Origin of the sequence: Nocardiopsis endophytica, from assembly GCF_027706725.1 — a bacterium.
Lineage (GTDB): Bacteria > Actinomycetota > Actinomycetes > Streptosporangiales > Streptosporangiaceae > Nocardiopsis_A > Nocardiopsis_A endophytica.
Window position 1 is genome coordinate 1 of record NZ_JAQFWQ010000100.1, and the last position, 26007, is coordinate 26007.

Below are 26007 nucleotides of genomic sequence, written 5' to 3' on the forward strand. Positions count from 1 at the left end.
TCCGCCGACCTGACGGACGGCCGGGGCCCGGAGCGGGGTACCAGCCCAGCCGCCCACCCGGACCACCAATAGCCGGACGGACGGCAGGCAGGGCCGGTGAACCGCCCCGCTCACTCCGTCGCCGCCCTCCACTCCACACTCCGGCGGTCCGCCGCCCGGCCGAGGCGCGGAAGCGGGGTACCTGCTGGGCCGCCTGCTCACCTGGACCGCGAGCGACCCGGCGGACGGCAGGCAGGGCCCGGGAACCGCCCTGCTCGCTCCGTCGCCGCCTACTCCGGTGACCACCCGCACGCGCCGCGGCCGACAGCGCTACCGCACGGGCCCCCGGCCTCTCTTCGTCGCCGCCATTCTGCTCGCACTCCGGCGGTCTGCCGCTCGGCTGGTGTCCGTGAGCGGGGTACCACCCCAGCCGCCCCACCCACCCGGACCGTGAGGAACCCGCCGGACGGCAGGCAGGGCCCGGGAACCGCCGAGCTCTTGCCGTCGCTGCCCTCTCCGGTGACCACCCGCACGCGCCGTGGCCGACAGCGCTGCCGCACGGGCCGCCCACCTTCGTCGTCGCCGCCCTCCACGGCGACCATCCGCACGCGCCGCGGCCGACAGCGCTGCCGGGGGCCGCCGACCCTTGCTCGTCGCCGCCCCTGCCTGGCACTCCGCCGGCCTGGCGGACGGCCGAGGCCCGGAGCGGGGCACCAGCTCAGCCGCCCGCGCACCCGGACCACGAGCAGCCGGACGGAAGGCAGACAGGGCCCGGGAACCGCCCCGCTGTCTCCGTCGCCGCCATCCACGGCGACCACCCGCACGCGCCACACCCGACAGCGCTGCCGAAGGGGCCGCCGACCTTTTCCTCGTCGCTGCCTTCTACCTCACACCCCACCAGCCCGCCGCCCGGCAGGGGCCCGCGAGCGGGGAACCAGCCCAGCCGCCGCCTGTCCCCGAGGACCGTCCCGACGCATCGCTCAGGCCGCCGGGACCCGACCGTGCAGCAGGCGCGCGTGCACCCCGGCGGCCTCTGGGCCGGGGTCGACGCCCAGCTCCTCCCGGAGCCTGCGCCGGAGCCCTTCGTAGGCCTCCAGGGCCTCGCCCTGCCGTCCCGCCTGGTACAGCGCCAGCATGTACAGGCCGTGCAGCCGCTCCCGCAGCGGGTGCGCTCGGGCGAGCTCCCCCAGCTCGCCGGCCATCGCCGCCGCGCCACCGGACTCCGCCCGCGCCGCGGCCAGCTCCTCCACCGCCGTCAGCCGCAGCTCCTCCAGCCGGGCGGCCTCGGCCCGGGCGAAGGGCGCCTCGGCGAACTCGGCGTAGGCCGGGCCGCGCCACAGCCCCAGGCCCTCGGCGAGCGCCCCCGGCGATCCGGCCGCGGCGGCGCGCTCGAATCGGTCCGCGTCGACCTCGCCCTCCTCGACGCGGAGCCGGTACCCGGCCGGCGACAACACCACCCGGTCGGCGCCGACGAACTTCCTGAGCTGGGAGACCTTGGTCTGCAGCGTGTTGAGGGGACGGCCCGGAGGGTCCTTCGGCCACAGATCCTCCACGAGCCGGTCGGCGGGGACGGGACGCCCGCCGTGCACGAGCAGGTCGGCCAGCAGGGCCCGGACCTTCCCTTCGGGGACGGCGACCGGCCCGCCGTCGTTCCCATGGACCGCCAGCGGCCCGAGCACCCCGAATCGCATGCCTCCAACCTACTGAGCCGACGCATCAGCTCCCCCGTGCGTGGGGTGTGCGTGGGGCGTGCGCGCTCTCTTCGAGCGTGGTGCTCCGTCACCGACCTGCGCCGACGAAGGGATCCCCGTGCTCCGAACCACCGCCGCCCCTGCACGCACCGGACGGGCCGGACCCGCCGCGTGGGCGGGCCTGGCCGTGCTCGCCCTGCCCACGGTCCTGCTGGGGCTGGACCTGACCGTGCTCCACCTGGCCCTGCCCTCGCTGGCCGCGGACCTGCGCCCCAGCGCCGCCCAGGAGCTGTGGATCGTGGACGCCTACGGCTTCATGATCGCCGGATTCCTCGTCACCATGGGCACGCTCGGCGACCGCATCGGCCGGCGGCGGCTGCTGATGATCGGCGGCGCGGCGTTCGTGGCCGCCTCCGTCCCGGCCGCCTACGCCCCCACCCCCGAGACGCTGATCGCCGCCCGCGCCGCCCTCGGCGTCGCCGGGGCCACCCTCATGCCCTCCACCTTGGCGCTGATCAGCACCTTGTTCACCGACCCGCGCCAGCGCGCGCTGGCGATCGGGCTGTGGGCGACGTTCTTCGCCGAGGGCATGGCCGCCGGTCCGCTGGTCGGCGGCGTCCTGCTGGAGTACTTCTGGTGGGGCGCGGCGTTCCTGCTCGCCGTCCCGGTCATCGGGGCGATGCTCGCCCTGGCCCCGCTGCTGCTGCCCGAGTACCGGGACCCGCACGCGGGCCGCCTCGACCCCGCCAGCGTCGCCCTGTCCCTCGCCGCCGTCCTGCCGGTCGTCTACGCGGTCAAGCACGCCGCCGCGGAGGGACCGGACGCGACGGTACCCGCCGCCGCCGCGGCCGGCGCGGTCTTCACCGCCGTGTTCGTGCGCCGCCAGCGCCGCCTCACCGACCCGCTCCTGGACGTGGCCCTGTTCCGCAACCGCGCCTTCAGCACGGCCCTGGGGATGATGCTGGCCGGGCTGGTGGGCGTGGGCGGCACCATGCTGCTGACCACGCGCCACCTGCAGCTCATCGAAGGGCTGCCGCCGATGGAGGCGGGGTTGTGGTTCGGCCCGCCCGCGCTGGCGATGGTGCTCTCCTCCACCACGGCGCCGGTGCTCACCCGGTGGATCCGCCCGGGCTTCGTGGTCTCCGGGGTGCTCGCGCTGTCCTCGACGGGCTACATCCTGCTCGGCACGGCCGCGCCCGGCGGCGGCCCGGTACCGGTGGTCGCCGCGTTCACCCTTGTCTACCTGGGTCTGGGGGCGATCGCGGCGCTCGGGACCGACCTGGTCGTCGGCGCCGCACCGCCGGAGCGGGCCGGGTCGGCCGCGGCGCGGTCGGAGACCGTCCAGGAGCTGGGGCTGGCGGCGGGGATCGCCCTGATGGGCAGCCTCTCCGCCGCCGTCTACAGCGCCCGGACGGGCCCCGGGGCCCACAGCCTCTCCGATCTGGCCGCCGCGGCCGACGGCACCCCTGGTGGCGTACCGGAACGGGCCGAGGAGGCGTTCATGGCGGGGATGAACGCGGCGGGGTGGACCGGTGCGGCGCTGGTGCTGTCCCTGGCCGCGGCGTCCGCGGTGGCGCTGCGCCGCGTCGGGGCCCACCCGTGAGCACCTCAGGCCGCCGGGACCTCGATGCCGTGGCGCTTGGCGAACGCGGTCCGGCACCCCTCGGCACAGAATCCGTAGAGGACCCCGTCGTGCTCAAGGGTCATCGCGCGCGGGCCGTTCGCCACCTGCATGCCGCACTCGGGGTCGAGCAGCCTCCCCTCGGGGAGGGTGACCCGGCCGTCCTCGAAAGCGGCGCGGAAGTCCGCGGTCATGTACTCCACCACCGACTCCCCCGTGGCGGGCCTCCCGTTCAGGCCGATGCAGCCGTCGGCCACCCCGACCACGTTGATCCACAGGTCGCCGCCGGTCCGCTCCCACCCGTGCGCCTCGTCCACCTTGCGGACGGCGCGGCGGATCCAGCCCATGCAGTGCCGTGCCGACTCCTCCCGCCACTGCTCCGGGAGGGTGACGGTCACCCACACCGGCGGCGGCGCCTCCTCGGCGACCGGCCCGTCGCCGGTCGTCCAGCCGCCGAGCCCGCGGAACGCGACGTGCGTCATGCGGCGGGCCCACCGCATGGTCTCCTCGGCCGCCTCCTCCTCTCCGGCACCGACCAGCCCCGCGACGATCTCCGCCGCGACCGTCCTGCGGTCCTCGTCCGACAGCGCCCCCTCGGGGTGCGCGATCTCGATCAGGAACATGCCGTCCTCCTGTGGTCCTGCGGTCAGTGGTGGCCGTCTCCGCCGTCCCCGAAGCCCTCCGGTTCCCGGTCCAGGAACGCCGTCACCGACTCCACGCGCCCGTCCGGCGCCACCGTCAGCACGTCGGTGCCCTCGGCGAACGAGGTCCCGTCCGGCAGCCGGATCTCCCACAGCAGCCGCACACGGCCGTTGTGGTGCTCGGGCTCCCTGCGGGCGGCGTAGGCCACGGCGCCCATGTGCTCGTTGAAGCGCGCACCGAAGTCGACCAGCGCCTCGGTCCCGTCCATCGCGCCCACCGGCGAGCGGTAGCCCACGTCCCCGGTGAACACCCGCGGTGCCAGCGCGCGCCGCCGCTCGGTCGTCTCCGCGCTCCAGAACTCCAGGTAGCGCTCGACGGCCGCGGCCGTGTCCGGCGCCCGTCCTCCGTCCGCCGTTCCCCCGTCGGTCATCGCCTGCTCCTCCCCGTCGGCGCGGCGCCCTGTGGCGCCGCCGTCACCGGAGAGCCTGGACCGCCCGGCGCGGCCCGTCGATGACCTCTCAGGTCATTGCCGCGCCGACGGTAATGCGCGAGGCTCGGCGCATGACGGCCACCACTGAACCGTTCGGGGAGCTCCTTCGGCGCTGGCGCACGCACCGGCGGCGGACGCAGATGGACGTGGCGCTCGCCGCCGACGTGTCCACCCGCCACCTGAGCTGCCTGGAGACGGGGCGTTCGGCCCCGAGCCCGGAGATGGTCGAGCGGCTGTGCGAGGAGCTGGAGGTGCCGCTGCGCGAACGCAACGCGCTGCACCTGGCGGCCGGGTTCGCCCCGGCGCACGCCGAGCGCCCCTTCACCGACCTGGGCGCGGCCGCCGACGCGGTGCGCTCGGTGCTCGACGGCCAGGTCCCGAACCCGGCGGTGGCGGTGAACGTGCACTGGGACCTGCTGGCGGCCAACCCAATGATGGCGGCGTTCCTGGCGGACGTGCCGCCGGACGTGGCCGAGCCGCGGCTCAACATGCTGCGCGCGACGCTGCACCCCCGCGGCCTCGCCCCGCGCATCCGCAACCTGGCCCAGTGGCGGGCGCACGTGCTGCGGCGGGTGCGCCGCCAGCTCGACCGCACCGCCGCCCCCGGCCTGGCCGACCTGCTGGCGGAGCTGAGCGCCTACCCCGCCCCGGCGGGCGCCTCCGCCGCGGACGGCGCCCCGGAGGCGACCGCCCCCGGGCACCTCGACGACATCGCGGTCCCCATGCGCGTGGCCACCGACCACGGCGACCTGGCGCTGCTGTACACCACCACGGTGTTCGGGGCGGCGCGCGACGTCACGCTGGACGAGATCGCGGTGGAGACCTTCTACCCCGCCGACCCCGCGACGGCCAAGCTGCTGCGGGCCCTCGCGGGGTCGGGGGACTGAGAACCCGTGCGGCTAGGCGGGTGCGCCCCACGTTCGTCTCGGGAGGAACGACGCTACCGGGCCGCTCTTAGGGGCGCATTCCCCGAGATCAACGACGCGGGGGCGCCGGCTCCGACTCACCCCTCCAGGCCCGAGACCCGGCGGCCGACCTCGCGGATCCGCCGCTCCCAGGCCGGAAGGGCGGCCTCCAGGCGGTCGCGGTCGGCCGCGCGGCCGGTCTGGGTCACCACCAGGCGCGCCCCGTGCCCGGTCCCCGCCGACAGCTCCCACCGCACCCGCCCGGCGGCGGTACCGTCGGCGCCGTCGGCGCTCCACGCGTACTCGAACAGCTCCGGCGGCTTGGCCTCGGTGCGGCCGGACGCCGCCACCCCGGGGACGAGGAGCCCTTCCGGCACACCGTCCCCGGCACCGTCCCCGGCAGCGTTCCCGGCCGCGTCCCCGACGACCTCGGCCCACACCTCCTCCGCCGGCCGGGACAGCTGGCGCTCCACGGTCAGCACCGGCCCATCCGGCCCGTCCTCCACGCGGCCCGCGCCCAGACCCAGGGCGTCGATGCGCTCCTCCAGCGCCCCCTGCGGCGGCGTCGGCCAGTCCGGCTCCTCCCCGTCCAGCACCGCGCCCAGCATCCGCAGGCACAGGTCCCAGCCGACGGCGTAGCTCCCCGCGCCCGGCCGGTCGTCGAAGACGTGGGTGAACACCAGCAGGCACCCGTCGCCGTCCGGCTCCAGGTCGATGCGGACCAGGTCGTCGCTCTCCCGGTGCATCTCCTCCGGCGCGTGCTCGCTGAAGGCGAAGCGCCGGGGCGGGTCCAGCTCGACGACCGTCCCGTCCATGACGGTCCCCTCACCGTCGTCGAAGCGCATCGCCCCTCCGACGCGCAGGTCCAGGGCGACCACCGCGAACGGGTACCAGCGGCTCAGCCGCTCGGGCTCGGTGACCGCCCGCCACACCTCCTCGACGGGGTGGGCCAGGCGCCGCTCCATGCGCAGGGCCGGGCGGCCGTCGACGGTCGTCAGTTCGTCCGCGGTCATGGCTCCTCCTCGGGTCCGCGCCCCTCGTCGAGGTGGCGCTCCAGCGCGTCCAGGCTCTCCCGCCACATGCGCCGGTACGGGGCCAGCCACGCGTCCATCTCGGCGAGCGGCGCGGGGTCCAGCTCGTACCACCGGCGCTGGGCCTCCCGCCGCACCCGGACCAGCCCGGCCTCGCGCAGCACCCGCAGGTGCTTGGAGGCGCCGGGCTGGCTGAGCCCCAGGGCCTCGCCGATCTCCCCGGCGAGGTGGGGGCGGCGGCGCAGCAGGTCGAGGATGCGGCGCCGCGTCGGGTCGGCCAGCGCGGTGAACGGGAGGGACATGACGTCAATATACCGCGCTGGTTATATAAAGCCAAGGACATATACGCAGGAAGCGGGGGCGCCGGACGCTCAGCGGAAGTCGTCGGCGTGGTCGCGCGCCCACTGCTCGAAGGTGCGGGCGGGGCGCCCCGTCGCCTGCTCGGCCGTCTCCGGCTCACCCATCGCCCGAACCGCCCGCTCCGCCTCCTGCGCCCACTCCTTCGGGTCCGCCTCGCCTCCCCCGTAGTCGGTGAACCCGAGCAGCATGTCCGCGTTCTCGGCCGCGAAGCCTCCTTGGGCGCGGTAGTACTCCCGGGCCCGCTCGGGGCTGACCCGCTCGAAGCGGACCGGCCGTCCGACCGCCCGGGCGATGGCCTCGACCTGCTCCCGGCGGCTGACCATGTGCGGCCCTCCGAAGGTGTAGGCCTTCCCCGCGTGGCCGTCCCCGGTGAGCGCGGCGACGGCCACGTCGGCGATGTCCGCCTCGTGCACGGGGTTCCACGCCGCGTCGGGCTCCGGGTCGCGCACCACCCCCTCCTTCCGCACGGACGGCCCCCACAGCCACAGCCTGTTCAGGGCGAACTCGCCCGGCCGCACGTGCGTCCACTCGACCCCCGACCGCTCGACGGCCCGCTCGACCGGCAGGTGGAAGTCGGTGTCGAAGCCCGCGGTCACCGCCCCCGACGAGAGCACGGCGATGCGCCGCACCCCCGCCTCCACCGCGCGCCCGACCACCTCCTCGGCCGTCTCGGCCACCGGGAACAGGTCCATGCGCTCGACGCCGCGCAGGGCGTCGGCGAGGCCGTCCGGCCGCCGGAGGTCGCCCCGGGCGACCTCCACCCCGGCCGGAAGGCCGGCCCCGTCCCCCCGGGTGAGCGCCCGCACCGGGACCCCCGCCCCGAGCAGCCCGCGCACCACCAGTCGGCCGACGTGGCCCGTCGCACCGGTCACCAGCACGGTCATCTCCGCCTCCTCGGAATCCGCCTTGTGGGAACCCCCTTCCTATCCCGGCCCCCGGCGGCCCGGAAAACCCGAACAGGTTGTTCGCATACCGCTCCGACCTGCACGAACACTGAACACACCGACAGGCGCCCGACCCGCTTCCCCCCAGGTCGGGCGCCCTGCGGCGAAGTTATCGACCCGTTACCCGGGGCGGCGCCGTCGACCCGCGCACCACCAGGCGGGTCGCCAGCTGCACGTGGTGGGAGTCCGGGCTCTGCCCCCGGGACAGCTGCAGGACCGTGCGCATCGCCACCCGGCCCATCTCGTGCAGCGGCTGCCGCACGGAGGTCAGCGGCGGGTCGGTCCACATCGCCCCGTGGGTGTCGTCGAAGCCGACCACACTCAGGTCGCCGGGCACCGACAGGCCCCGGGCGCGGGCCTCCTGCAGCACGCCCACGGCGACCGCGTCGCTGGCCGCGAAGACCGCCGTGGGCGGGTCGGCGGAGTCCAGCATCCGGGCGGCCATCGCGCGGCCCGCCTCCACGGTGAACGCCGGCGGGTCCGCCGGGGCCGCCAGCACCGGCCCCGGGGGCGCCCCCGCCGACTCCAGCGCCTCGCGGAAGCCGTGCAGCCGCTCGCGCGCGGGCACCGACCCGGCGGGGCCGCCCGCGTGCGCGATCCTCCGGTGCCCCAGGGCCAGCAGGTGCTCGGTGGCCTGCACGCCCCCGGCCCAGTTGGTGGCGCCGACGCTGACGACGTCCTCGTCCAGGGGGTTGATCGGGTCGACCACGACCAGCCCCAGGCCCCGCCGGCGGCAGGCGGCGACCTCCTCCGGGGCCAGCCGCGAGGTGACCACCACCAGCCCGGACCGCCGCCGCGCCGCCAGCCGCTCGATCAGGTCCACCCCCAGCGGCACCGGCCCGGCGGCCTCGGCGGAGGCCAGCGCGCTGGTCACCACCTCGGCGTCCAGCTCCCGTCCGGCCGCCAGCAGCCCGTCCAGCACCTGGAGCGCGTACAGGCTGACCATGGTGTCGAAGACGACGTGCACCGCGGGCGCCGGGTCGGGGTCGCGCGGCCCCGTGCTGGGCGCGTAGTCCAGGTCCCGGACGACCTCGCGCACCCGCACCCGGGTCCGCTCGCCCACCCCGGGCCGCCCGTTGAGCACCTTGGACACCGTCGCCTTGGAGACCCCGGCCGCGGCGGCCACCGCGTCCAGAGTCGGCCTCGCACCCTCCACCGCCCGCCTCCCGTCCGTCGTTTCCGGCCACCCTATACCGAAACTTTTTCGCTGTTTCGCGTCGAAATCGAGACCCCTGCGGGGCGTTGACACCGACATACCCCGTTTCTACTGTGAGGCCACTCACGAAAACTGCCGGAAATACTACGAAAATATTTCGCGCGATCTGCCGCGGTCCGCACCCCCTCGGGCCCGGCGGAAGGGACGGGACCCCCATGGCACCGAGCAGTGTGGGACGCACCCTGACGGCCGCGTCGGCCGTCCTCACCCTGGCCGCGGCCGCCGGATGCGGCGGCTTCGGCGGAGGCGGCGACTCCCCCGGCGGGGCCGGCGCCACCGCCTGGGCCCTCACCGGCGGATCGGAGGAGGCCTTCCGGACCTCCTTCGACTCCTGGAACGAGGCCAACCCGGACCGACAGATCTCCGTCGAGTGGTTCGCCAACGACGCCTACAAGGAGAAGATCCGCACCGCCGTCGGCGCGGGCAACGCCCCGACCCTGGTGTTCAACTGGTCCGGCGGCACCCTCGCCGACTACGCCGCCGCCGGCCAGGTCGAGGACCTGTCCGGGCAGGTCGACACCGTCACCGGGAAGCTCCTGCCCTCGGTGGCCGCCAACGGCGAGATCGACGGCAAGGTCTACGCCGTGCCCAACAACCAGGCCCAGCCGGTCGTGCTCTACTACAACGAGCAGGTCCTGGCCGACGCCGGCGTCGAGCCGCCGGAGACCTTCGAGGACATGATGGAGGCCGTCGACGCCCTGCAGGACGAGGACGTCGTGCCCATCGCCCTGGCCGGGCAGAGCGTGTGGCCCGAGCTGATGTGGATCCAGTACCTCACCGACCGCGTCGGCGGCCCCGAGGCGTTCCAGCGCATCCTCGACGGAGAGGAGGGCGCCTGGTCCGACCCGGCGGTCATCGAGGCCGCCACCGCCATCTCCGACCTGGTCGAGGCGGGCGCCTTCGGCGACAACTACGCCTCGGTGGACGCCGACTCCGGCGCCGACACCGCCCTGCTGCACACCGGCAAGGCCGGGATGCTGCTGCAGGGCAGCTGGGTCTACCCGAACATGATCGAGGACGCCCCCGAGTTCGTGGACGACGGCCTGGGCTACACGACGTTCCCCGTGGTCGAGGACGGCTCCGGCGACCCGTCGAACATCGTCGGCAACCCCGCCAACTTCTGGTCGGTCTCCTCCGACGCCTCCGAGGAGGACCGGCAGACCGCGATCGACTACATCAACGACCAGGTCTACGGCGAGGAGAACGTGCAGTCCCTGCTGGACCTGGGCGCCGTGCCGCCGGTCACCGGCCTGGAGGAGCAGATCGCCGAGCAGGACGACCCGGACCACCTGGAGTTCACCTACGGCATGGTGCGCGACGCCGAGCACTTCCAGCTCTCCTGGGACCAGGCGCTCCCGCCCGACCAGGCCCAGGAGCTGCTCTCCAACCTCGACCTGCTCTTCCTGGGCGAGCTGACGCCCGAGGAGTTCGGCGCGGCCATGGACAGCACACTGTGAGGGGCGGCCCCACCCCCTGGATGGCCGCCCCGGCGCTGGTGCTCTTCGGAGTGTTCGCGCTGGTCCCGCTCGCCGGGGTGGTCGTCCTCTCCTTCATGTCCTGGGACGGCCTGGGCGCGCCGGGCTGGGCGGGCGCGGACAACTGGGTGAACGCCGCGGCGGACCCGGTGACCCGCAACGCGGTCTGGCTGACGGTCAAGCTGACCGTGTTCGGCTTCCTCTTCCAGGCGCCCGTCAGCCTGCTGCTGGGGGTGTACACCGCATCGCGAACCCGCCACCGCGAGGTGCTGGCGGTGCTGTACTTCCTGCCGCTGCTGTTCAGCTCGGCCGCGGTCGCCCTCACCTTCAAGGGCCTGCTCGACCCGAACTTCGGCTTCGGCTCCGCCCTGGACCTGCCGCTGCTGGCCCGCGACTGGCTGGGCGACCCCGACCTGGCCCTGGGCGTGGTCGTGTTCGTCGTGGGATGGTCCTTCATCCCCTTCCACGCCCTGCTCTACCAGGGCGGGGTCCGGCAGATCCCCGCCTCCCTCTACGAGGCGGCGCGGATCGACGGCGCCGGCCCGCTGGCCCAGTTCCTGCACATCACCCTGCCCCAGCTCAAGTACACGATCGTGACCTCCTCAACGCTGATGCTCGTCGGCTCCCTGACCTACTTCGACCTGGTGTTCGTGCTGACCGCGGGCGGGCCCGGCGGCGCCACCCGCATCCTGCCGCTGGACATGTACCTGACCGGGTTCCGCTCCTACGACATGGGCCAGGCGAGCGCGGTCGGCGTGGTGCTGGTCGCCGTCGGCCTCGCCCTGGCGCTCGGACTCAACCGGCTCTCCGGCGCCCACCGCATGGAGAGCCGGCAGGAGGGGGCGTGATGGCCGCGCGGACCCGACCCAACGTCCCCGGCGCCCTGGGCGGCTGGCTCTGGCTGGCCGTCACGGTGCTGCCCGTCTACTACATCGTCGTCACCAGCCTGCGCACGCAGGCCGACTACTACGAGGCCAACCCGCTGGTCCCGCCGTCCGACCCGACCCTGGCCGCCTACGGCCGCGTGCTGGACGCCGGCTTCCTCGGCTACTTCGCCAACAGCGTGGTCGTCACGGCCGGCGCGGTGGCCGGGACCCTGGCCGTGTCGCTGATGGCCGCCTACGTGGTGGTGCGCGGCCGCACCCGGTTCGCCCGCAGGGTGTTCCAGACGGTGCTGCTGGGCATCGCCATCCCCATCCAGGCGACCATCGTCCCCGTCTACTACCTGATCGTGCAGCTCGGCCTCTACGACACCCTGGCCGCGCTCGTCCTGCCCTCGATCGCCTTCGCCATCCCGCTGACCGTGCTCATCCTGGTCAACTTCCTGCGCGACGTGCCCGAGGACCTGTTCGCCTCGATGCGCGTGGACGGCGCCGGGGAGTGGCGGATCCTCTGGAGCCTGGCGCTGCCGCTGACCCGCCCCGCCCTCATCACGGTGGGGGTCTACGACGCGCTCCAGGTGTGGAACGGCTTCCTGTTCCCGCTGGTCCTCACGCAGAGCGAGAGCACCCGGGTGCTGCCGATGACCCTGTGGGCGTTCGAGGGCGCCTTCGGGGTCGACGTGCCCGGCCTGCTGGCCGCCGTCGTGCTGTCCGTCCTGCCCGTGGCCGCCGTCTACGCCGTCGCCCGCCGCCAGCTCGTCGCCGGGCTGACCGCCGGCTTCGGCCGCTGACCCGCCCCCGATCCCCGCTCCGACGAAGGAGAAGCATGCCCGAGCACACCCCGCCCACCGCCGAGGAGCGGGTCGAGGCGCTGGTCGCCTCCATGACCGTGCAGGAGAAGCTGGCCCAGCTCTCCTCCTACTGGCCGCGCCCGGAGGAGCGGGAGGGGCCGCAGGAGGGGGACGGCGGCGTCGCCCCCATGGAGCACGCCTTCCAGCAGGGGCACGTCGGCTACGAGGAGGCCTCCGAGCACGGCCTGGGGCACCTGACCCGGGTCTTCGGCAGCGCCCCGGTCTCCGTGCGCGAGGGCCGCGCCCGCCTGGCCGCCCTGCAGAAGCGGCTGACCGGCGGCACCCGCCCCGGCATCGCCGCCATCGCCCACGAGGAGTGCCTGACCGGGGTCACCGCCTACGGCGCCACCGTCTACCCCACCCCCCTGGCCTGGGCCGCCGCCTTCGACCCGGGCCTGGTCCACCGGATGGCCGCGGCGATCGCCCGCGACATGCGCGCGCTCGGGGTGCACCAGGGCCTGGCCCCGCTCATGGACGTGGCCCGCGACCCGCGCTGGGGCCGCGTGGAGGAGACCATGGGCGAGGACCCCTACCTGGTGGGCACCATCGGCACCGCCTACGTGCGCGGGCTGGAGGAGAACGGCATCGTCGCCACCCTCAAGCACTTCGCCGGGTACTCCGCCTCCCGCGCCGGGCGCAACCACGCCCCCGTCCCGGTCGGGCCGCGCGAGTTCGCCGACGTCATCCTCCCCCCGTTCGAGACGGCCGTGCGCGAGGGCGGCGCCCGCTCGGTGATGAACTCCTACAGCGACATCGACGGCCTGCCCGCCGCCGCCGACGAGGAGCTGCTCACCGGCGTGCTGCGGGACCGGTGGGGCTTCACCGGGACGGTCGTCTCCGACTACTGGTCCATCCCCTTCCTCGACATCACCCACCGCGTCACCGCCGACCGGGCCGCGTCCGGGGCCCTGGCCCTGCGCGCCGGGATCGACGTCGAACTGCCCGAGGGCGACGCCTACCCCCGGCTCGCCGAGGCGGTCGCCAACGGGGAGCTCCCCGAGCGCCTGGTGGACCGCGCCCTGCGCCGGGTGCTGCGGCAGAAGGCCGGACTGGGGCTGCTGGAGGCCGACGCCCCGCCGGTCCCCGAGGCGGACGGCGACGACACCGACCTGGACTCGGCCGCCAACCGCGCACTGGCCCGGGAGGTCGCCGAGGCCTCGGTGGTCCTGCTGGAGAACCGGGACGCGCTGCCGCTCGCCCCGTCCGACGGGGGCCGGATCGCCGTGGTGGGCCCCTGCGCCGCCGAACCGCGCACCTTCCTGGGCTGCTACTCCTTCCCCAACCACGTGCTGTCCCGGTACACCGACCGCGGCACCGGCGTGCGGGTCGACCCCCTGGCCGACGCGGTGCGCGCCGAGTTCCCCGGCGCCGAGGTGGAGCAGGCCCACGGCGTGCCCGTCCGCGACGAGGACCGCTCCGGCATCCCGGAGGCGGTGGAGGCCGCCGCCCGCGCCGACGTCTGCGTCGTCGCCGTGGGCGACCTGGCCGGGCTGTTCGGGACCGGCACCTCCGGCGAGGGGTGCGACGCGGCCGACCTGGCGCTGCCCGGCATCCAGGGCGAGCTGGTGGAGGCGGTGCTGGGCACGGGCACACCGGTGGTGCTGGTCTGCGTGTCCGGACGCCCCTACGCCCTGGGCGCCTACGCCGACCGCTGCGCCGCCCTGGTCCAGGCGTTCCTGCCCGGCGAGGAGGGCGCGGCGGCGATCGCCGGGGTGCTGTCCGGGCGCGTCACCCCCGGCGGGCGGCTCCCCATCGGCATCCCCCGCCACCCCGGCGGCCAGCCCGCCCCCTACCTGGTGCCGCCGCTGGGGCGGGCCAGCGAGGGCATCTCCAACATCGACCCCTCGCCGCTCTACCCGTTCGGGCACGGCCTGTCCTACACCTCCTTCGCCTACACCGGCCTGGAGCTGAGCAGCGAGGAGATCCCCGCCGACGGCGGCCTGGAGGCGTCGGTGACGGTCCGCAACACCGGCGGGCGCGACGGCGACGAGGTGGTGCAGCTCTACCTGTCCGACGAGACGGCCCAGGTCACCCGGCCCGAGCGGGAGCTGGTCGGCTACCTGCGGGTGGCGGTCCCCGCCGGGGCGTCCCGCCGGGTCCGGTTCCGGCTGCACGCCGACCGCACCTCCTTCACCGGCCGCGACGGCCGCCGGATCGTGGAGCCGGGCGCGTTCACCCTGTCCGCCGGGGGCTCCAGCGAGGACCTGCCGCTGCGCGCCCGCTTCACCGTCACCGGAGGGGTGCGCCCCCTGGACGGCGCCCGCGTGCTGACCACCCCCGCCGAGGCCGACCCGCCCCGGTGAGCGGCGGGCCGCGCGGGGTACGCTCCCCGCCATGCCCCTCGACATCCCGCACCACCGGCTGACCGCAGGCCCGTACGAGGCCGTCGTGTCCGAGCTCGGCGCCGCCCTGCGCGGCGTCCGGCACGGCGGCCGCGACCTGCTGTTCGACCGGTCGCAGACCGTCCCCTTCCCCCGCTACGCCGGCGCCGTCCTCGCCCCCTGGCCCAACCGCATCGCCGGTGCCCGCTACCGGTTCGGCGGCGAGGACCACGCCCTGCCGGTCGACGAGCCGGAGCGCGGTACCGCCCTGCACGGCCTCGCCCTGTGGAGCCGCTGGCGGGTGGAGGAGCGCGCGGAGGACGCCCTCACCCTCGCCGAGACCCTCTGGCCGCGCCCCGGCTACCCGTTCACCCTGGAGCTGCGCGCCCGCTACACCCTCGGGCCGGACGGGCTCACCCTCACCCTCACCGCCGCCAACGCCGGGCGCGGACCGGCCCCGGCCGGGCTGTCCGCCCACCCCTACTTCACCGCCGGGGGCGGCGTGTGCGACGACTGGACCCTGCACCTGCCCTGCCCGGAGGTGCTCACCGTCGACGAGCGGCTGATCCCCACCGGCCGCAAGCCCGCCGCCGACCTCGGGCTCGACTTCACCGCCCCCCGCCCGATCGGCGGCGCCGTGATCGACCACGCCTTCACCGGGGCCGCGGCGGACCCGGCCCCGGCCGCCGTGCTGACCGGCCCCGACGGGCGCGGGGTGCGGGTGGGCTGGTCGGCCGGGTGCGGGTGGGTGCAGGTCTACACGCTCGCCCTGCCGGACGGGCCGGACCACCGGCGCTCCGTCGCCATCGAGCCCATGACCTGCGCGCCGGACGCGTTCAACAGCGGCGACGGCCTCGCCGTGCTGGAGCCGGGGGAACGGCTGTCCATGGCGATGACCGTCGCCGCCGTGGGCGGGGACTGAGGCGTCACCGCGCCCCCGCCGGAGGGGGGAAGGGCTGGCGGGGGCGCGGCGGTTCCTGTCAGCCCACCGACGGGTGGGCGTTGGCCAGCAGCTCCTGGAACTGCGCGGAGAACCAGTGGCCCGCCAGCGGGGCGTCCGGCAGGGCGCCGGAGGGGTTGTTGCCGTTGCGCGGGTTCCCCTCATAGGTGGGGTCGCACATCCGGTCGAAGCCCTTGCCCTCGTCGTTGGGGATCTCCTCGCTGGAGCCGTCCGACTCGCCGGGCGGCTTCACCCACACATAGGCGTCGATCCCGGGCTCGGGCGCGGCGGTGGGCCGGTGGCCCAGCCCCGCGCCGGCCTGGTTGCACCAGTTGCCGACGTGGATCCTGCGGTCGACGCGGCTCTCCTCGACGAAGGTGTTCACGTCGGTCGAGGAGCTGGGGGCCGAAGGCCGGTCCGGGCCGCCCCACCCGCTGCGGGAGGTGTCGATCAGCATCCCGGTGTCGGCGCTGAACCCGGCGGAGACCGCCTGGTCGCGCAGCCCCTGGGCGAAGGTCAGCTCATCGGCGTACTGGTTCCAGTCGATCCAGTCCGACTGGCGGATCTGCTGGCCGCCGACCGTGTCGCCCACGTCGAAGTGCGGCTCGGTCAGCGCCGAGTAGTTGGCGGTGTTGGTGACGAACCCGTGCACGTCGTCCGGCGAGGCGCCGTGGGAGGACGCCGTCTCGTAGAACAGGTCCATCGCCGGTCCGAGGTTGGTGTCCCAGCCGATCCAACCGTGGTGCCCGGCGTCGACGTAGTTGTAGACGTTGGGGATGTCGCCCAGCGTGTCCAGGGCGTAGGCCACGCCCTCCACGTAGTTGCCGTTCTCGAGCATGGTGTTGCACGCCTCGGTCGCGCCCTCGCCGCTGCCCACGTTGGTGACCAGGTTCGGCAGCGAGTCGGGCTCGATGGTGGCGACGATGCGCAGGTCGGCGTACTTCTCGTCGGAGAGGATCTCGGCGATCGGGTCGATGTACTCCTGCTTGTACCGGTCGATCTCCTCGGGGCCGAGCTCGCCGTTGGAGGCCAGCGCGGCGCAGTCCCGGCCGGGCAGGTTGTAGATGACGGTCTGGATCACCATCGGCCGGTCACCGGAGCTCTGCGCCAGGGCCTCGTCCAGGTGGTCGCGCAGGCCCATGTCCCCGGTGGTGGGGCTGTCGTTGCCCTCGATGGCGCCGATGCGGTCCATCCAGAAGGCGGTGGACTCGTCGGCCACGGCATCTCCGCCGGGCTCGGAGGCGGCGTTCTCCGACCACACCGGGTTGACGTACATGTCGGCCCCGGCGAAGGGGTTGTCGACGCGCTCACCCGGCTGGGGGTCGGGATCGGGGTCCGGATCGGGGTCGGGGTCCGTGCCGCCGGTCCCGTCGCACTCCACCCCGTTCAGCGTGAAGGTCCCGGGCACCGCGTTGTCGCCGCTGTAGTTCCCGTTGAACCCGAACTGCGCGGTGGCGTCGGTGGCCAGGGTGGCGTTGTGCGCCGTCCCCGTCACCTCCACGTGCGCGCCGTCCTGGGAGAAGTCGCCGTTCCAGCCGTTGGTGACCTGCTGGTCCCCGGCGAAGTCCCACTCCAGCGTCCAGGCGTCCAGGGGGTCGCCCAGGTTGGTCACCGACACCTGGGCGGTGAAACCGGAGCCCCAGTCGTTGGCCACCGTGTAGTCCACCGCGCAGCCCGCCGCGGCCTGCGCCGGCGAGCCCACGGCGAACACGGCCGCGCCCAGGGCGAGCGCCGAGGCGCCGGCCGCGGCCCGTCCCGGCCACCGCCGGTGGCGGCGGTGGGTGTGTGCTCTCATCGATCCTCCTCAGGGGATGGGGTGCTGGGACCGGCGCCCAGGGCCGGGCGCCGGTCCCGCCGGACCGGGGCGCGGGGTGCCGCCGGACCGGGGTTCGTCGGGCGCGCGGGGCTCAGGCCCCGCCGCCGGGCGGCAGCAGGTAGGGCTCCAGGTAGGCGTACTTGTCCTGGTCGACGGTGGTCCAGTCGTCCCGGAGGATGCCGCCGGTGTCCCCGGAATTGGGGTTCCACGACCAGTAGGTGAAGTCGATCCCGGTGGGCCCCTCGCCGAGGTAGGACATGAGCTCGCCCAGCCAGACCCGGTCGCGCGGGTCCTGCAGGGTGGTGCCGAACTCGCCGAGCAGCAGCGGGGCGGTCCGCTCGTGCTCGATGTGCCCGAAGAAGGCGTCCCACAGCCCGGGCATGTTGTCCGGGAAGGCGGGGTCGTCGAACCAGTCCTGGTGGGCGACCGAGGTGGCGTACTCGTGCGCCGAGTAGACGAGCTTGCCCGGGTCGCTCAGGCGCACCGGGTGCTCCCGGGTGCCGGAGAGGTTGCCGCCCCACCAGCCGCACTCGGGCGCCGGGGTGCCGGGGACGCAGTCCACGCCCTCGACGATGACCAGCCAGTCCGGGTTGGCCTCCAGAATGGCGTCGCCGGCGCGTTCGGCGGCCAGGCGCCAGTCGCGCTCCGGGTCGCCGCACCCCCAGCACGCCCCTTGCCCGTCGGCGGTGGAGTGCGGCTCGTTGTGCAGGTCGGCGCCGATGACGGTGGGGTCGCCCGCGTACCGCTCGGCGAGCATCGTCCAGTCGTCGATCCACTCGCTCTCCGGCCGCTCGGGCGTGTACCAGAGCGGCGACTGGGAGTCGGCCGCGGGGCGGTGCCGGTCGAGCACGACCCGCATGCCGTGCGCGTCCGCCTCCTCCACGACGCGGTCGATGATCTCCAGTCCGGTCAGGCCCTCCAGGTCGGGGTTGAGGTTGAAGTCGATCCCGGTGGGCTCGGCGCCCGGGTCCAGCGCCTCGTTGGAGTAGGGCAGGCGGATGGTGTTGAAGCCCAGCCCGGCCATCTGGGCGACCATGTCCTCCAGGTTCCGGGCCCAGAGCCCGTGCGGGGCGTAGGTCTCGGTCTCCGAGCCGAACCAGTTGACACCGGTCATCCGGACCGGGTCGCCGGAGGCGTCCACGAGCTGGGCGCCCTCGGCGCTCCAGGGGCCTTCGCCGGGGCCCGCCGGGGCCGGGGCCGCCTGGGCGGGGGCCGCCCCCGCGGAGGGGGCGGCCGGGACCGCGGCGAGGACGGCGGCGACGGCGAGTGCCGTCAGTCGGCGTCGCATGGGGTCTCCTCCTCTTCCTTTCCGGTCGCCGCCGTCAGCCGAACAGCTCGTCGTGCACGGCGAAGGCCGTGGCGATCTCGGTCTGGGACCAGAACCGGTGGTAGGTGAAGGCGGGGGCGGGCCCGTCCGGGTCCTCCAGGTAGGCCTCGACCTTCGGCCACTGCGGGTCGTCGCGGTAGAAGGAGCGGATCGAGGCGAAGGTGGACCCGGGCTCGACCGGGTCGCCGTTGGCCATCTCGCCCGACCAGCCCTGCGGGATGTACACCTCGTCGTCGAAGCGCGCGTAGTCGGCCCGGGTCTCCTCCACGGCGATGCCCAGGTCGTCCCGGTGCTCCAGCAGGGCGTCGAGCAGCCCCTCGGCGGCGGTGCGCGCGGCGGTGTCGCCCGACCCTGCGGAGTAGTGCATCAGCGTCTTGGCCAGCGCGGCGGCCACACCGACGTCCTGTCCGTGCGCGGTGACCTCCACGTGCAGGTCCGGGTTGCCGGTCGGCGAACCGGTCCAGTCGTCGGGGCTGCCGGACCACTCCAGGTCGGACGGGACCGCGAACTCCCCGCCGGCGCCGATCTCGGTGTTCTCCAGCACCCAGGGCACCCAGGCGTCCAGGATCGCCCCGGCGCGCTCGTCGCCGGTGGTGCTGTAGAGCTGGGCGATCCGCTCCATGTTCCACACCTGGAAGCCGAACCAGTTGTTGGACGGCGGGTCGTGCCAGACCGGCTGCCAGTCGTAGTACATGCCGTAGAACGTGGCCGCGTCCTCGGGCGGCTCGGCGTACCGCCCGGCCCAGCTGTTGGTGGCGCCTCCGGCGATGCCGCCCTCGGCCGACTGGAGCCACTGCACGAACTCCAGCTGGCGGTCCATGCTGGTGGCCCAGTCCTCCGCCGCCGTCGGCGACTCGGGGGTGAGCTCCTCGGTCTCCGACAGGGCGTAGGCCGCCACGGGGTTCTGGTAGCCCTGGTGGGCCGAGCTGCCGCCGATCCGCCACGCCCACGGGTACTGGGCGCTCTCATCGGCGCCGCCCCAGGCGTAGTACCAGGACATCAGGTAGTGGGCGCTGTTCTTGCCCTGCCCGCCGGGGCACTCGTGCTCCCCGGCGCAGTCGCCGATCCGCTTGAAGTACTTGTCGTACATGGCGTAGCGCAGGTAGTCGCCCATGCGGGCGGCGTCGTCGACCACCTCGGCCACGGCGCCGGCGTTGCCCTGCTCCTCGGCCCACGTCTGCGCCAGGTGGGCCACCTGGACCGCGCGGGCGTCGGCGTCGGGGGCGTTGGTGTAGCGCCACTGCTGCGAGTACTGCTGGTCGTCGGTGAACAGGTCGAGGAACCCGTTCTCGCCGCCGTGGGCGTAGGTCTCGCACGAGGGGTGCGGGACGGTCTCCCACACCGACTCCTGGGACCCGCGCTGGAAGGTGTTGATGTAGGCGGGGGCGTCGTCGGAGCCGTCGCCGCAGAACCCGTAGCCGTAGGTGTTGTCCACGTCGAGCAGCCAGTGCATGCCGTAGACCTCGTCGGTGCCGTAGGTGCCGCTCAGCTCCTCGGCCAGCGGGTCCTCGCCCGTGGGAACGCTCTGGTCCAGCGCGGACGGGTACCCCTGGGGCTCGTCGTGCTCGGGGCTGTAGGTCGCCGGCGAGGACGGGTCGTAGGAGCCGTTGGTGGGCTGGTCCCGGGTGCCCGGGATGATGTGCTCCTCCAGCGACGCCCACGCGTCGGTGAAGGGCTGCCAGTCCCCGGTCACCCTGCCGTAGGAGGCCTCCAGCCACAGGTAGTAGCTGAACGCCTCGGAGGTGGTGGCGTGCCCGTGGTCCGGCGCCTCGACGATGAGGGTCTCCACCGAGTGGTAGGGCACCAGCAGCCCGTCGAACTCGCGGAAGTAGCCGCTGGCCGGGTCCTTGATCTTGTCGTACTGCTCCAGGAACGCCTCGTCGTAGGCGGAGGCCGAGGCATCGATCTCGGTGACCTCGACCTCGGCGGAGCCGTACCCCTCGGCCGACGCGGTGAGCACCGCCGACGCCGGCTCGCCGCCGTTGTCCGCGGAGGCGACCACCACCTCCCGCGGCTCGTCCCAGTCGTCGGGCCCAAAGGCCAGGGAGGCGCCGTCGGCGACGGTGATGTCCTCGCTGCCGCCGGTGCGCGCCACCTCCACCTGCACGGCGTCCTCGGGCGGGGTGGACAGTTCGAGGGTGAAGGAGGAGGTCCCGCCCTGGCGGACGCTGACCGCCGAGGGGCGCGCGGTGATCGCGGGCTCGCCCAGCACCTGCACCGCCACCGGGGCGGAGGTGGTCGCCGCCCCCTGGTCGTCGACGGCGGTCGCGGTCAGGGAGTACCGGCCCGGCTCGGCGCCGGACCAGTCCGCGGTGTAGGGGGCGGTGTCGTCGGAGGCGATCTCGGTGCCGTCCGCCTGGAAGACGACGCGCTCGACCTCCCCGTCGGCGTCAGAGGCCTCGGCGGCCAGCGCGATCGGGTCCTCGGCGAGCAGGACGGCGCCGTCCTCGGGGGCGGTCAGCGCGACCTCGGGCGCGGTGTTGCCGCCCTCGTCGCCGCAGGGGGTGCCGTTGAGGGTGAATCCGGTGGGGGCGCCGTTGGCGCCGGACAGGGAGGCCTGGAATCCGAACGAGGCGGCCTCGCCGGGGTCCAGGTCGGGGTTCCAGCCCGGGTGCGTGACGGTGACGTCGGCCCCGTCCTGGGAGAACCCACCGTTCCAGCCGTTGGTGATCTGCTGGCCGTCGGGGAAGGTCCAGCCGAGCGACCAGCCGGAGACCGGCTCGTCGCCGTTGACCACGGTGACGGCGGCGGTGAAGCCGCCGCCCCACTCGTCGGCGACCTGGTAGTCGACCGAGCAGGAGGCGGCGGCGTGGGCGGGGGCGGCGGGCGCGAGCACCGCGGCGAGCGCGGCGGTCAGCACGCCCGCGAGCAGGCGGAGGGGTCGGTGCCGGGGGCTCATGGGGGGATACCTCCAGGGGATGCTCCCCATCCCGGCGCGGGGCGCTGCGGGGGGACGCCGGCACGGGCGCGCGGGAAGGAGCGGGAGGGGCGGAGAGCGGGCGTCGGATCAGGGACGGCGGCACTGCCGAGGGGAGCTCCCAAGCGGCGGCGCCACCGCTTGGGAGCGCTCCCACACCGAGAACGGTAGGCAGCCCGCCCGCCTCTGGGAACCCCCTCTCGCCCGCTACGGAAAGCGCCTACCACGAATCCCGTGCCGCACGCCGGTCCCGCCGGAGTTCAGCGGCCACCCTCCCTCCGGTGGCCGGATCCGGCCACCAGAGGGAGGGTGGCCGGATCCGGGGACACGGGGTATTCCGCCGCTAGGATCGCGGCATGCCGAGCATCGCCACCAGCACACGCGTCGACCTGGCCGGACTCCTCGAATTCATCCGGCCCCGCAACCGCGCCCTGCTCATCACCCACCGCTCCGACGGGACCCCGCAGGCCTCCCCCGTCGCCTGCGGCGTGGACGCCTCGGGCCGGATCGCCGTGTCCACCTACCCCGACCGCGCCAAGGCCGCCAACGTCCGGCGCACGCCCCGCGCCTCGGCCGTCGTCCTGAGCGACGACTGGGACGGCCCCTGGGTCCAGGTCGACGGCTCCGCGGAGGTCCTGGACGTCCCCGAGGCCGTCGAGCCGCTCGTCGAGTACTTCCGCTCCATCTCCGGCGAGCACCCCGACTGGGATGAGTACCGGGAGGCCATGCTCCGCCAGGGCAAGTCCCTGATCCGCATCACCCCCGAGCGGTGGGGCCCGGTCGCCACCGGCGGCTTCCCCGCACGCCTCGTCCAGGACTGACCCGGCGTTGATCTCGGGAGAAACGACGCTTCCGGGCCGCTTTTAGGGGCGCATTCCCCGAGATCAACGGCGCAGGTCGGCGGCGGAGTCGGCGGGGCCGGTCCCGCTACGGTCCGCCCGGCTGCCCGCGCGGGCTCTAAGGTGCCCCCGGCAGCCGGTGCAGGAGCGACCCGCGCCCGATGTCGGTCACCCCCAGCGGCATCCACGGCGCCAGGGCGCGCATCAGCTCCGGGGCCCGGCCGCCCTTCGCGGCCTCGTACTCGTCACGGGTCAGCCCCACGGCCTGGAGGAAGGACACCCGCCCGTTCGGCGTGGCGATCGTCCCCATCTCCGGGTCCTCGGTGAACGTGATCGCGGTGATCTGCGACCCGCTGTCGTCCCCGCCCAGCGCCCCTCCGACGCCCATCGTGTGCCCGGGGGCGAACACGTTGCCGGAGTCGAACACGTACCGCCCCAGGCTCTGCAGCAGCACGGCGGGCCACCGCGGCGGCGACTCCTCCTGCCCGGGGGTGCGCGCCAGGCGGAAGGTGAACTCGAAGCCCCACCCGGAGACCTCGGGGTTCTCCGACTCCTTCTCGTACAGCTCGCTCATCCCGTAACCGATCACGTGCCAGTGCGGCACGGGGTCGGTACGCGGGTAGAAGCTGATCCCGTCCAGCGGGTCGGGCCCGCCCAGGGACCACGGGTGCTTCGTCCCCAGGTGCCACTGGGTGGGCTTCTCGTAGATCCGCTGGAGTGCCCCGTCGATCGCGTCCCATCCGGGCGCGTTGCCATCGCTCATGCCGGCACCGACGCGCCCGGGCCGGTGCCGGTTCCCGGTCTCCGGCGCATTCAGCGGACGTGCAGGTCCATCCCCTTCGCGCCCGGCGCCTCGCGGCCCGGCAGCAGCCGCATGTCGTGGTCGTAGTCCTCGTCCAGCCGCCGGAAGGGGACGGGGTCGTCGGTGAACAGCCCCTTGAGGCGCTCGGCGTAGGCGCGCTGGGCCCTCTCCCCCTCCTCCTCGGACAGGTCGTTGCTGTCGAAGTGGGCGAACGGCTCCAGGGGCGACATGCCCGTGAACCAGAACAGCCCGTGCTGGACCGGGTAGAGCACGTCCGACAGGCGCCCGTGGATCCCCCGGTCGGAGAACGCGCCCTCGCGCGCGCCGACCATGACCGACAGCAGCGCCCTGCGGCCCGACAGCGCCCCCTGGGTGTAGGGCGGCGGGTTGTCGGCGCCGTAGGCCCATCCGTAAGTGAAGACCCGGTCGATCCACCCCTTCATCACCGCCGGGACGGAGAACCACCACAAGGGGAACTGGAGGATCACCGCGTCCGCCCAGCGGACCTTCTCCTGCTCCTGCGCGATGTCCGCGGCCAGGCCCCCCGCACGGTCGGCCCGGCCCTGGACGTCCTGTACCAGCAGGCGCTCCCCGCCCAGTTCGGGGAAGTCGTCGGCGTCCAGGCCGGCCTTCCACTTCATCGCGTACAGGTCGGACACGCGGACCCGGTGTCCGGCCGCCTTCAACTCCCTTTCGGCGAAGGAGGTCAGGGAGGCGGTGAGGGAGCGGGGATCGGGGTGCGCGGAGACGATGAGAACGTTCTTACCGCTGTCCACTGCAGTATTCGCTTCGGCCATGGCCCCTACGCTCGCGCGGCCGCCGCCGGGCAGCCAGAACCCTGTGCGTCCGAAGGACCCGCGTTCCTGGTACCCCGGGGACCACCCTCGCGCAGCCCCGCATACTGGAGGGCATGCAGACGGTTGACGGTGTTGACGGCATCGGCGGCGTCCGCGCCCCGGAGCGGGCCCTGGGCGCCTTCCTCCGCGCGCGCCGGGGGCGCGTGGCCCCGGACGACGTCGGGCTGTCGGCAGGCCCCCGCCGCAGGGTCCACGGGCTGCGCCGGGAGGAGCTGGCCCAGCTCGCCGGGATCAGCGTGGACTACCTGGTGCGGCTCGAACAGGGACGCGCCGTGCAGCCCTCGGTGGAGGTGCTCGGCGCGCTCTCCCGCGCGCTGGGGTTGGACGCCGCCGAGCGGCGGCACCTGTACACACTCGCCGGGACGCGAACCGGCGGCGCCCCCGAGATGGCGCCCAGCCCCCAGCTTCGGCGCCTGCTGGCCGCGGCCGACGGGTTCCCGGCGTTCGTGACCGACCACCGCCTGGACGTCGTGGCGTGGAACCGCCTCGGCTCCGAACTCCTGGGCGGGCTCGACGACCCGGATCGGCGCGACCGGAACAACGCCCGGTTCCTCTTCCTGGACCCGGCCGCGCGGCGGGTGTACCCGGAGTGGGAGCCGCGGGCGGCCGAGGCGGTGGGGCTGCTGCGGGACTCGGTCGGGCGCTTTCCCGACGACGACGCGCTGGCCGCGCTGGTCACCGACCTGTTCTCGCTCAGCGCCGACTTCCGGCGCATCTGGGACAGCGGTGTGGTGGTGTCCTGCGGCGCCGGGAGCAAGCGGCTGTACCACCCCGACGCGGGGGACCTGGTGCTCGACTACGAGACCCTGCACGTCCCGGCCGAGCCGGGGGTGACCGGCCTGGTCGTGCACGTGTTCAGCGCCGAGGAGGGAAGCCCGGAGGCGGAGGCACTGGCACGCCTGTCAGAGAGCACCGCCACCTGAACCGGCGTCGTCCGGCCCAGCAGGTACCCCACTCAAGGGCCCCAGCCGGGCGGAAGGCCGCCGGAGTGCAAGGTCGCAATGGCAGCGACGACGAAGGTCGGCGGCCCGCACCGCAGCGTTGTCGGGCGCAGCGCGTGTGCGTGGCCACCGTTGATGGGCGGCGACGGAGAGAGCCGGGCGGTTCCCCGGACCCTGCCTGCCGTCCTTCCGGCCACTCGCGGTCCGGGTAGACGGCGGCTGAGCAGGTACCCCACTCAAGGGCCCAAGCCGGGCGGCGGGCCACTGGAGTGCAAGGTCGCAATGGCAGCGACGAGGACAGGTGGGCGGCCCGCACCGCAGCGTTGTCGGGCGCGGCGCGTGTGCATGGTCGCCGTGGAGGGCGGCGACGGATCGAGCCGGGCGGTTCCCCGGCCGCCCCGGCCGTCCGGCGGGCCCCGGCTGGTCCGGGTGGGCGGGGCGGTGGGCGGGGTTCGCGCTCTTCCGCGCCCGTGGCGGTCGTCGGGCCCGCACCGTGAACCCCGGCACGGCTATGACCTGGGCAAACACTCCGCGTTAAGGGCGGGGAGGGGCGGGAAGCGCGCTCCGCGACACCCGCCAAGTCCCCGCGGCGACGAACACGGCGATACCAGAACAGGATTCGAGAACAGAATGCCCGGTTCATACCCGTTCGACCTGCCGGGATCCCCGCCCGGTGCAGCGACGAGACCGCCCGGACCCCTCGGCCATACACCCGGGGTCCACGAGGGGCCGATATCGACTACACCCGGTGACACCGGCCCCGGCAAACGGCTCCGGTGCGCCGTTTAGGGGCCCTCTGGGGCCGAATCCCGTTCTGGTGTCGCGATGACCGCACCCCCGCACCGCCCGCAAGGCCGGTCCGGCCGTCGAACAGGGCGCGGGAGGCGCCCCGGGCCCCTGGGAACCGGGCGAACCGGTCACCGGGGCGGTAGCGGCCGACCCGGAACCCCCGATCCGGGCGCCTCGGGCACCCCGGGGCCATCCTGGGTCGTAAAACCGACGCCTGATCAGCCAAAAAGCGTCGATTCCACGACGCAGGATGCCCGAACCCCCCTGCCGATGTCCGGTATGCCTGGTTTGCCCCGCCCGGGAGGCCCCCTCCGCGATGACGCTTCTATGTCAAGCGGCCAAGGAGAGTGCTTGTTGCTCGCGGGCCGTGCG

Annotated in this window: 21 protein-coding genes; 9 read left to right on the top strand and 12 right to left on the bottom strand. The window is 74.4% G+C overall.

Annotated elements, in window-relative coordinates:
* Nucleotides 1-959 precede the first annotated feature (959 nt).
* On the bottom strand, nucleotides 960-1670 hold the full coding sequence (locus O4J56_RS25385; RefSeq protein WP_270689231.1) for an AfsR/SARP family transcriptional regulator: 711 nt from the start codon (nucleotides 1668-1670) through the stop codon (nucleotides 960-962).
* Nucleotides 1671-1788: 118 nt separating this feature from the next.
* Between O4J56_RS25385 and O4J56_RS25390 the strand changes: the two genes are divergently transcribed.
* Complete coding sequence (locus tag O4J56_RS25390) at nucleotides 1789-3273, top strand: MFS transporter (RefSeq protein WP_270689232.1); 1485 nt, start codon at nucleotides 1789-1791, stop codon at nucleotides 3271-3273.
* Between the two features lie 5 nt (nucleotides 3274-3278).
* Here the strand turns inward: O4J56_RS25390 and O4J56_RS25395 are convergent, their stop codons facing one another.
* Nucleotides 3279-3914, bottom strand: a complete 636-nt coding sequence (locus O4J56_RS25395) for a hypothetical protein (RefSeq protein WP_270689233.1) — start codon at nucleotides 3912-3914, stop codon at nucleotides 3279-3281.
* Nucleotides 3915-3937: 23 nt separating this feature from the next.
* Nucleotides 3938-4363 (bottom strand): hypothetical protein, encoded by a 426-nt coding sequence (locus O4J56_RS25400; protein WP_270689234.1) that lies wholly within the window; start codon nucleotides 4361-4363, stop codon nucleotides 3938-3940.
* 131 nt (nucleotides 4364-4494) lie between these two features.
* On the opposite strand from O4J56_RS25400, the gene O4J56_RS25405 reads away from it, so the two are divergent.
* A complete protein-coding gene (locus O4J56_RS25405) occupies nucleotides 4495-5310 on the top strand; it encodes a helix-turn-helix domain-containing protein (RefSeq protein WP_270689235.1) in 816 nt (271 codons plus the stop codon).
* 116 nt (nucleotides 5311-5426) lie between these two features.
* Here O4J56_RS25405 and O4J56_RS25410 read toward each other — a convergent pair whose 3' ends face one another.
* From O4J56_RS25410 to O4J56_RS25425, 4 genes are all read right to left on the bottom strand, one after another.
* Entirely contained in the window at nucleotides 5427-6341 is a 915-nt protein-coding gene (locus tag O4J56_RS25410; RefSeq protein ID WP_270689236.1) for an SRPBCC family protein, read from the bottom strand.
* Nucleotides 6338-6661: an ArsR/SmtB family transcription factor gene (locus O4J56_RS25415; protein WP_270689237.1), complete on the bottom strand. Its 324-nt coding sequence runs from the start codon at nucleotides 6659-6661 to the stop codon at nucleotides 6338-6340. Before O4J56_RS25415 ends, O4J56_RS25410 begins: the two co-directional genes overlap by 4 nt.
* A 69-nt stretch (nucleotides 6662-6730) precedes the next feature.
* Entirely contained in the window at nucleotides 6731-7603 is an 873-nt protein-coding gene (locus O4J56_RS25420; RefSeq protein ID WP_270689238.1) for an NmrA family NAD(P)-binding protein, read from the bottom strand.
* 169 nt (nucleotides 7604-7772) lie between these two features.
* Complete coding sequence (locus O4J56_RS25425; RefSeq protein WP_270689239.1) at nucleotides 7773-8819, bottom strand: substrate-binding domain-containing protein; 1047 nt, start codon at nucleotides 8817-8819, stop codon at nucleotides 7773-7775.
* A gap of 215 nt (nucleotides 8820-9034) precedes the next feature.
* Here O4J56_RS25425 and O4J56_RS25430 point away from each other — a divergent pair, with 215 nt between their 5' ends.
* Genes O4J56_RS25430 through O4J56_RS25450 form a run of 5 tightly spaced genes read left to right on the top strand, consistent with a single transcriptional unit; the run spans nucleotide 9035 to nucleotide 15329 of the window.
* Entirely contained in the window at nucleotides 9035-10336 is a 1302-nt protein-coding gene (locus O4J56_RS25430; protein ID WP_270689240.1) for an extracellular solute-binding protein, read from the top strand.
* 20 nt (nucleotides 10337-10356) lie between these two features.
* Nucleotides 10357-11202: a carbohydrate ABC transporter permease gene (locus O4J56_RS25435; protein ID WP_270689253.1), complete on the top strand. Its 846-nt coding sequence runs from the start codon at nucleotides 10357-10359 to the stop codon at nucleotides 11200-11202.
* Nucleotides 11202-12026 (top strand): carbohydrate ABC transporter permease, encoded by an 825-nt coding sequence (locus O4J56_RS25440; protein WP_270689241.1) that lies wholly within the window; start codon nucleotides 11202-11204, stop codon nucleotides 12024-12026. The genes O4J56_RS25435 and O4J56_RS25440 overlap by 1 nt, the downstream gene beginning before the upstream one ends.
* Before the next feature lie 35 nt (nucleotides 12027-12061).
* Nucleotides 12062-14389: a glycoside hydrolase family 3 N-terminal domain-containing protein gene (locus tag O4J56_RS25445; RefSeq protein ID WP_270689243.1), complete on the top strand. Its 2328-nt coding sequence runs from the start codon at nucleotides 12062-12064 to the stop codon at nucleotides 14387-14389.
* Between the two features lie 31 nt (nucleotides 14390-14420).
* Nucleotides 14421-15329, top strand: a complete 909-nt coding sequence (locus O4J56_RS25450; protein WP_270689244.1) for an aldose 1-epimerase family protein — start codon at nucleotides 14421-14423, stop codon at nucleotides 15327-15329.
* A gap of 58 nt (nucleotides 15330-15387) precedes the next feature.
* Here the strand turns inward: O4J56_RS25450 and O4J56_RS25455 are convergent, their stop codons facing one another.
* The 3 genes from O4J56_RS25455 to O4J56_RS25465 all read right to left on the bottom strand — a co-directional run bounded on the left by O4J56_RS25455 (nucleotide 15388) and on the right by O4J56_RS25465 (nucleotide 21389).
* Nucleotides 15388-17142: a glycoside hydrolase family 6 protein gene (locus O4J56_RS25455; RefSeq protein WP_270689246.1), complete on the bottom strand. Its 1755-nt coding sequence runs from the start codon at nucleotides 17140-17142 to the stop codon at nucleotides 15388-15390.
* A gap of 112 nt (nucleotides 17143-17254) precedes the next feature.
* Nucleotides 17255-18451, bottom strand: coding sequence for a glycoside hydrolase family 5 protein (locus O4J56_RS25460; protein ID WP_270689247.1), 1197 nt, complete (start codon nucleotides 18449-18451; stop codon nucleotides 17255-17257).
* A gap of 34 nt (nucleotides 18452-18485) precedes the next feature.
* A complete protein-coding gene (locus O4J56_RS25465) occupies nucleotides 18486-21389 on the bottom strand; it encodes a glycoside hydrolase family 48 protein (RefSeq protein ID WP_270689248.1) in 2904 nt (967 codons plus the stop codon).
* 374 nt (nucleotides 21390-21763) lie between these two features.
* Here O4J56_RS25465 and O4J56_RS25470 point away from each other — a divergent pair, with 374 nt between their 5' ends.
* The gene (locus O4J56_RS25470; RefSeq protein WP_270689249.1) at nucleotides 21764-22228 is read left to right on the top strand and encodes a PPOX class F420-dependent oxidoreductase; all 465 of its coding nucleotides are present in this window, start codon (nucleotides 21764-21766) and stop codon (nucleotides 22226-22228) included.
* A 136-nt stretch (nucleotides 22229-22364) separates the two neighbouring features.
* Here O4J56_RS25470 and O4J56_RS25475 read toward each other — a convergent pair whose 3' ends face one another.
* Both O4J56_RS25475 and O4J56_RS25480 read right to left on the bottom strand, forming a co-directional pair.
* A complete protein-coding gene (locus O4J56_RS25475; protein ID WP_270689250.1) occupies nucleotides 22365-23009 on the bottom strand; it encodes a suppressor of fused domain protein in 645 nt (214 codons plus the stop codon).
* Between the two features lie 50 nt (nucleotides 23010-23059).
* On the bottom strand, nucleotides 23060-23845 hold the full coding sequence (locus O4J56_RS25480; RefSeq protein ID WP_270689251.1) for an NAD(P)H-dependent oxidoreductase: 786 nt from the start codon (nucleotides 23843-23845) through the stop codon (nucleotides 23060-23062).
* 113 nt (nucleotides 23846-23958) lie between these two features.
* Here O4J56_RS25480 and O4J56_RS25485 point away from each other — a divergent pair, with 113 nt between their 5' ends.
* The gene (locus tag O4J56_RS25485; RefSeq protein WP_270689252.1) at nucleotides 23959-24828 is read left to right on the top strand and encodes a helix-turn-helix domain-containing protein; all 870 of its coding nucleotides are present in this window, start codon (nucleotides 23959-23961) and stop codon (nucleotides 24826-24828) included.
* The last annotated feature ends 1179 nt before the right edge of the window (nucleotides 24829-26007 follow it).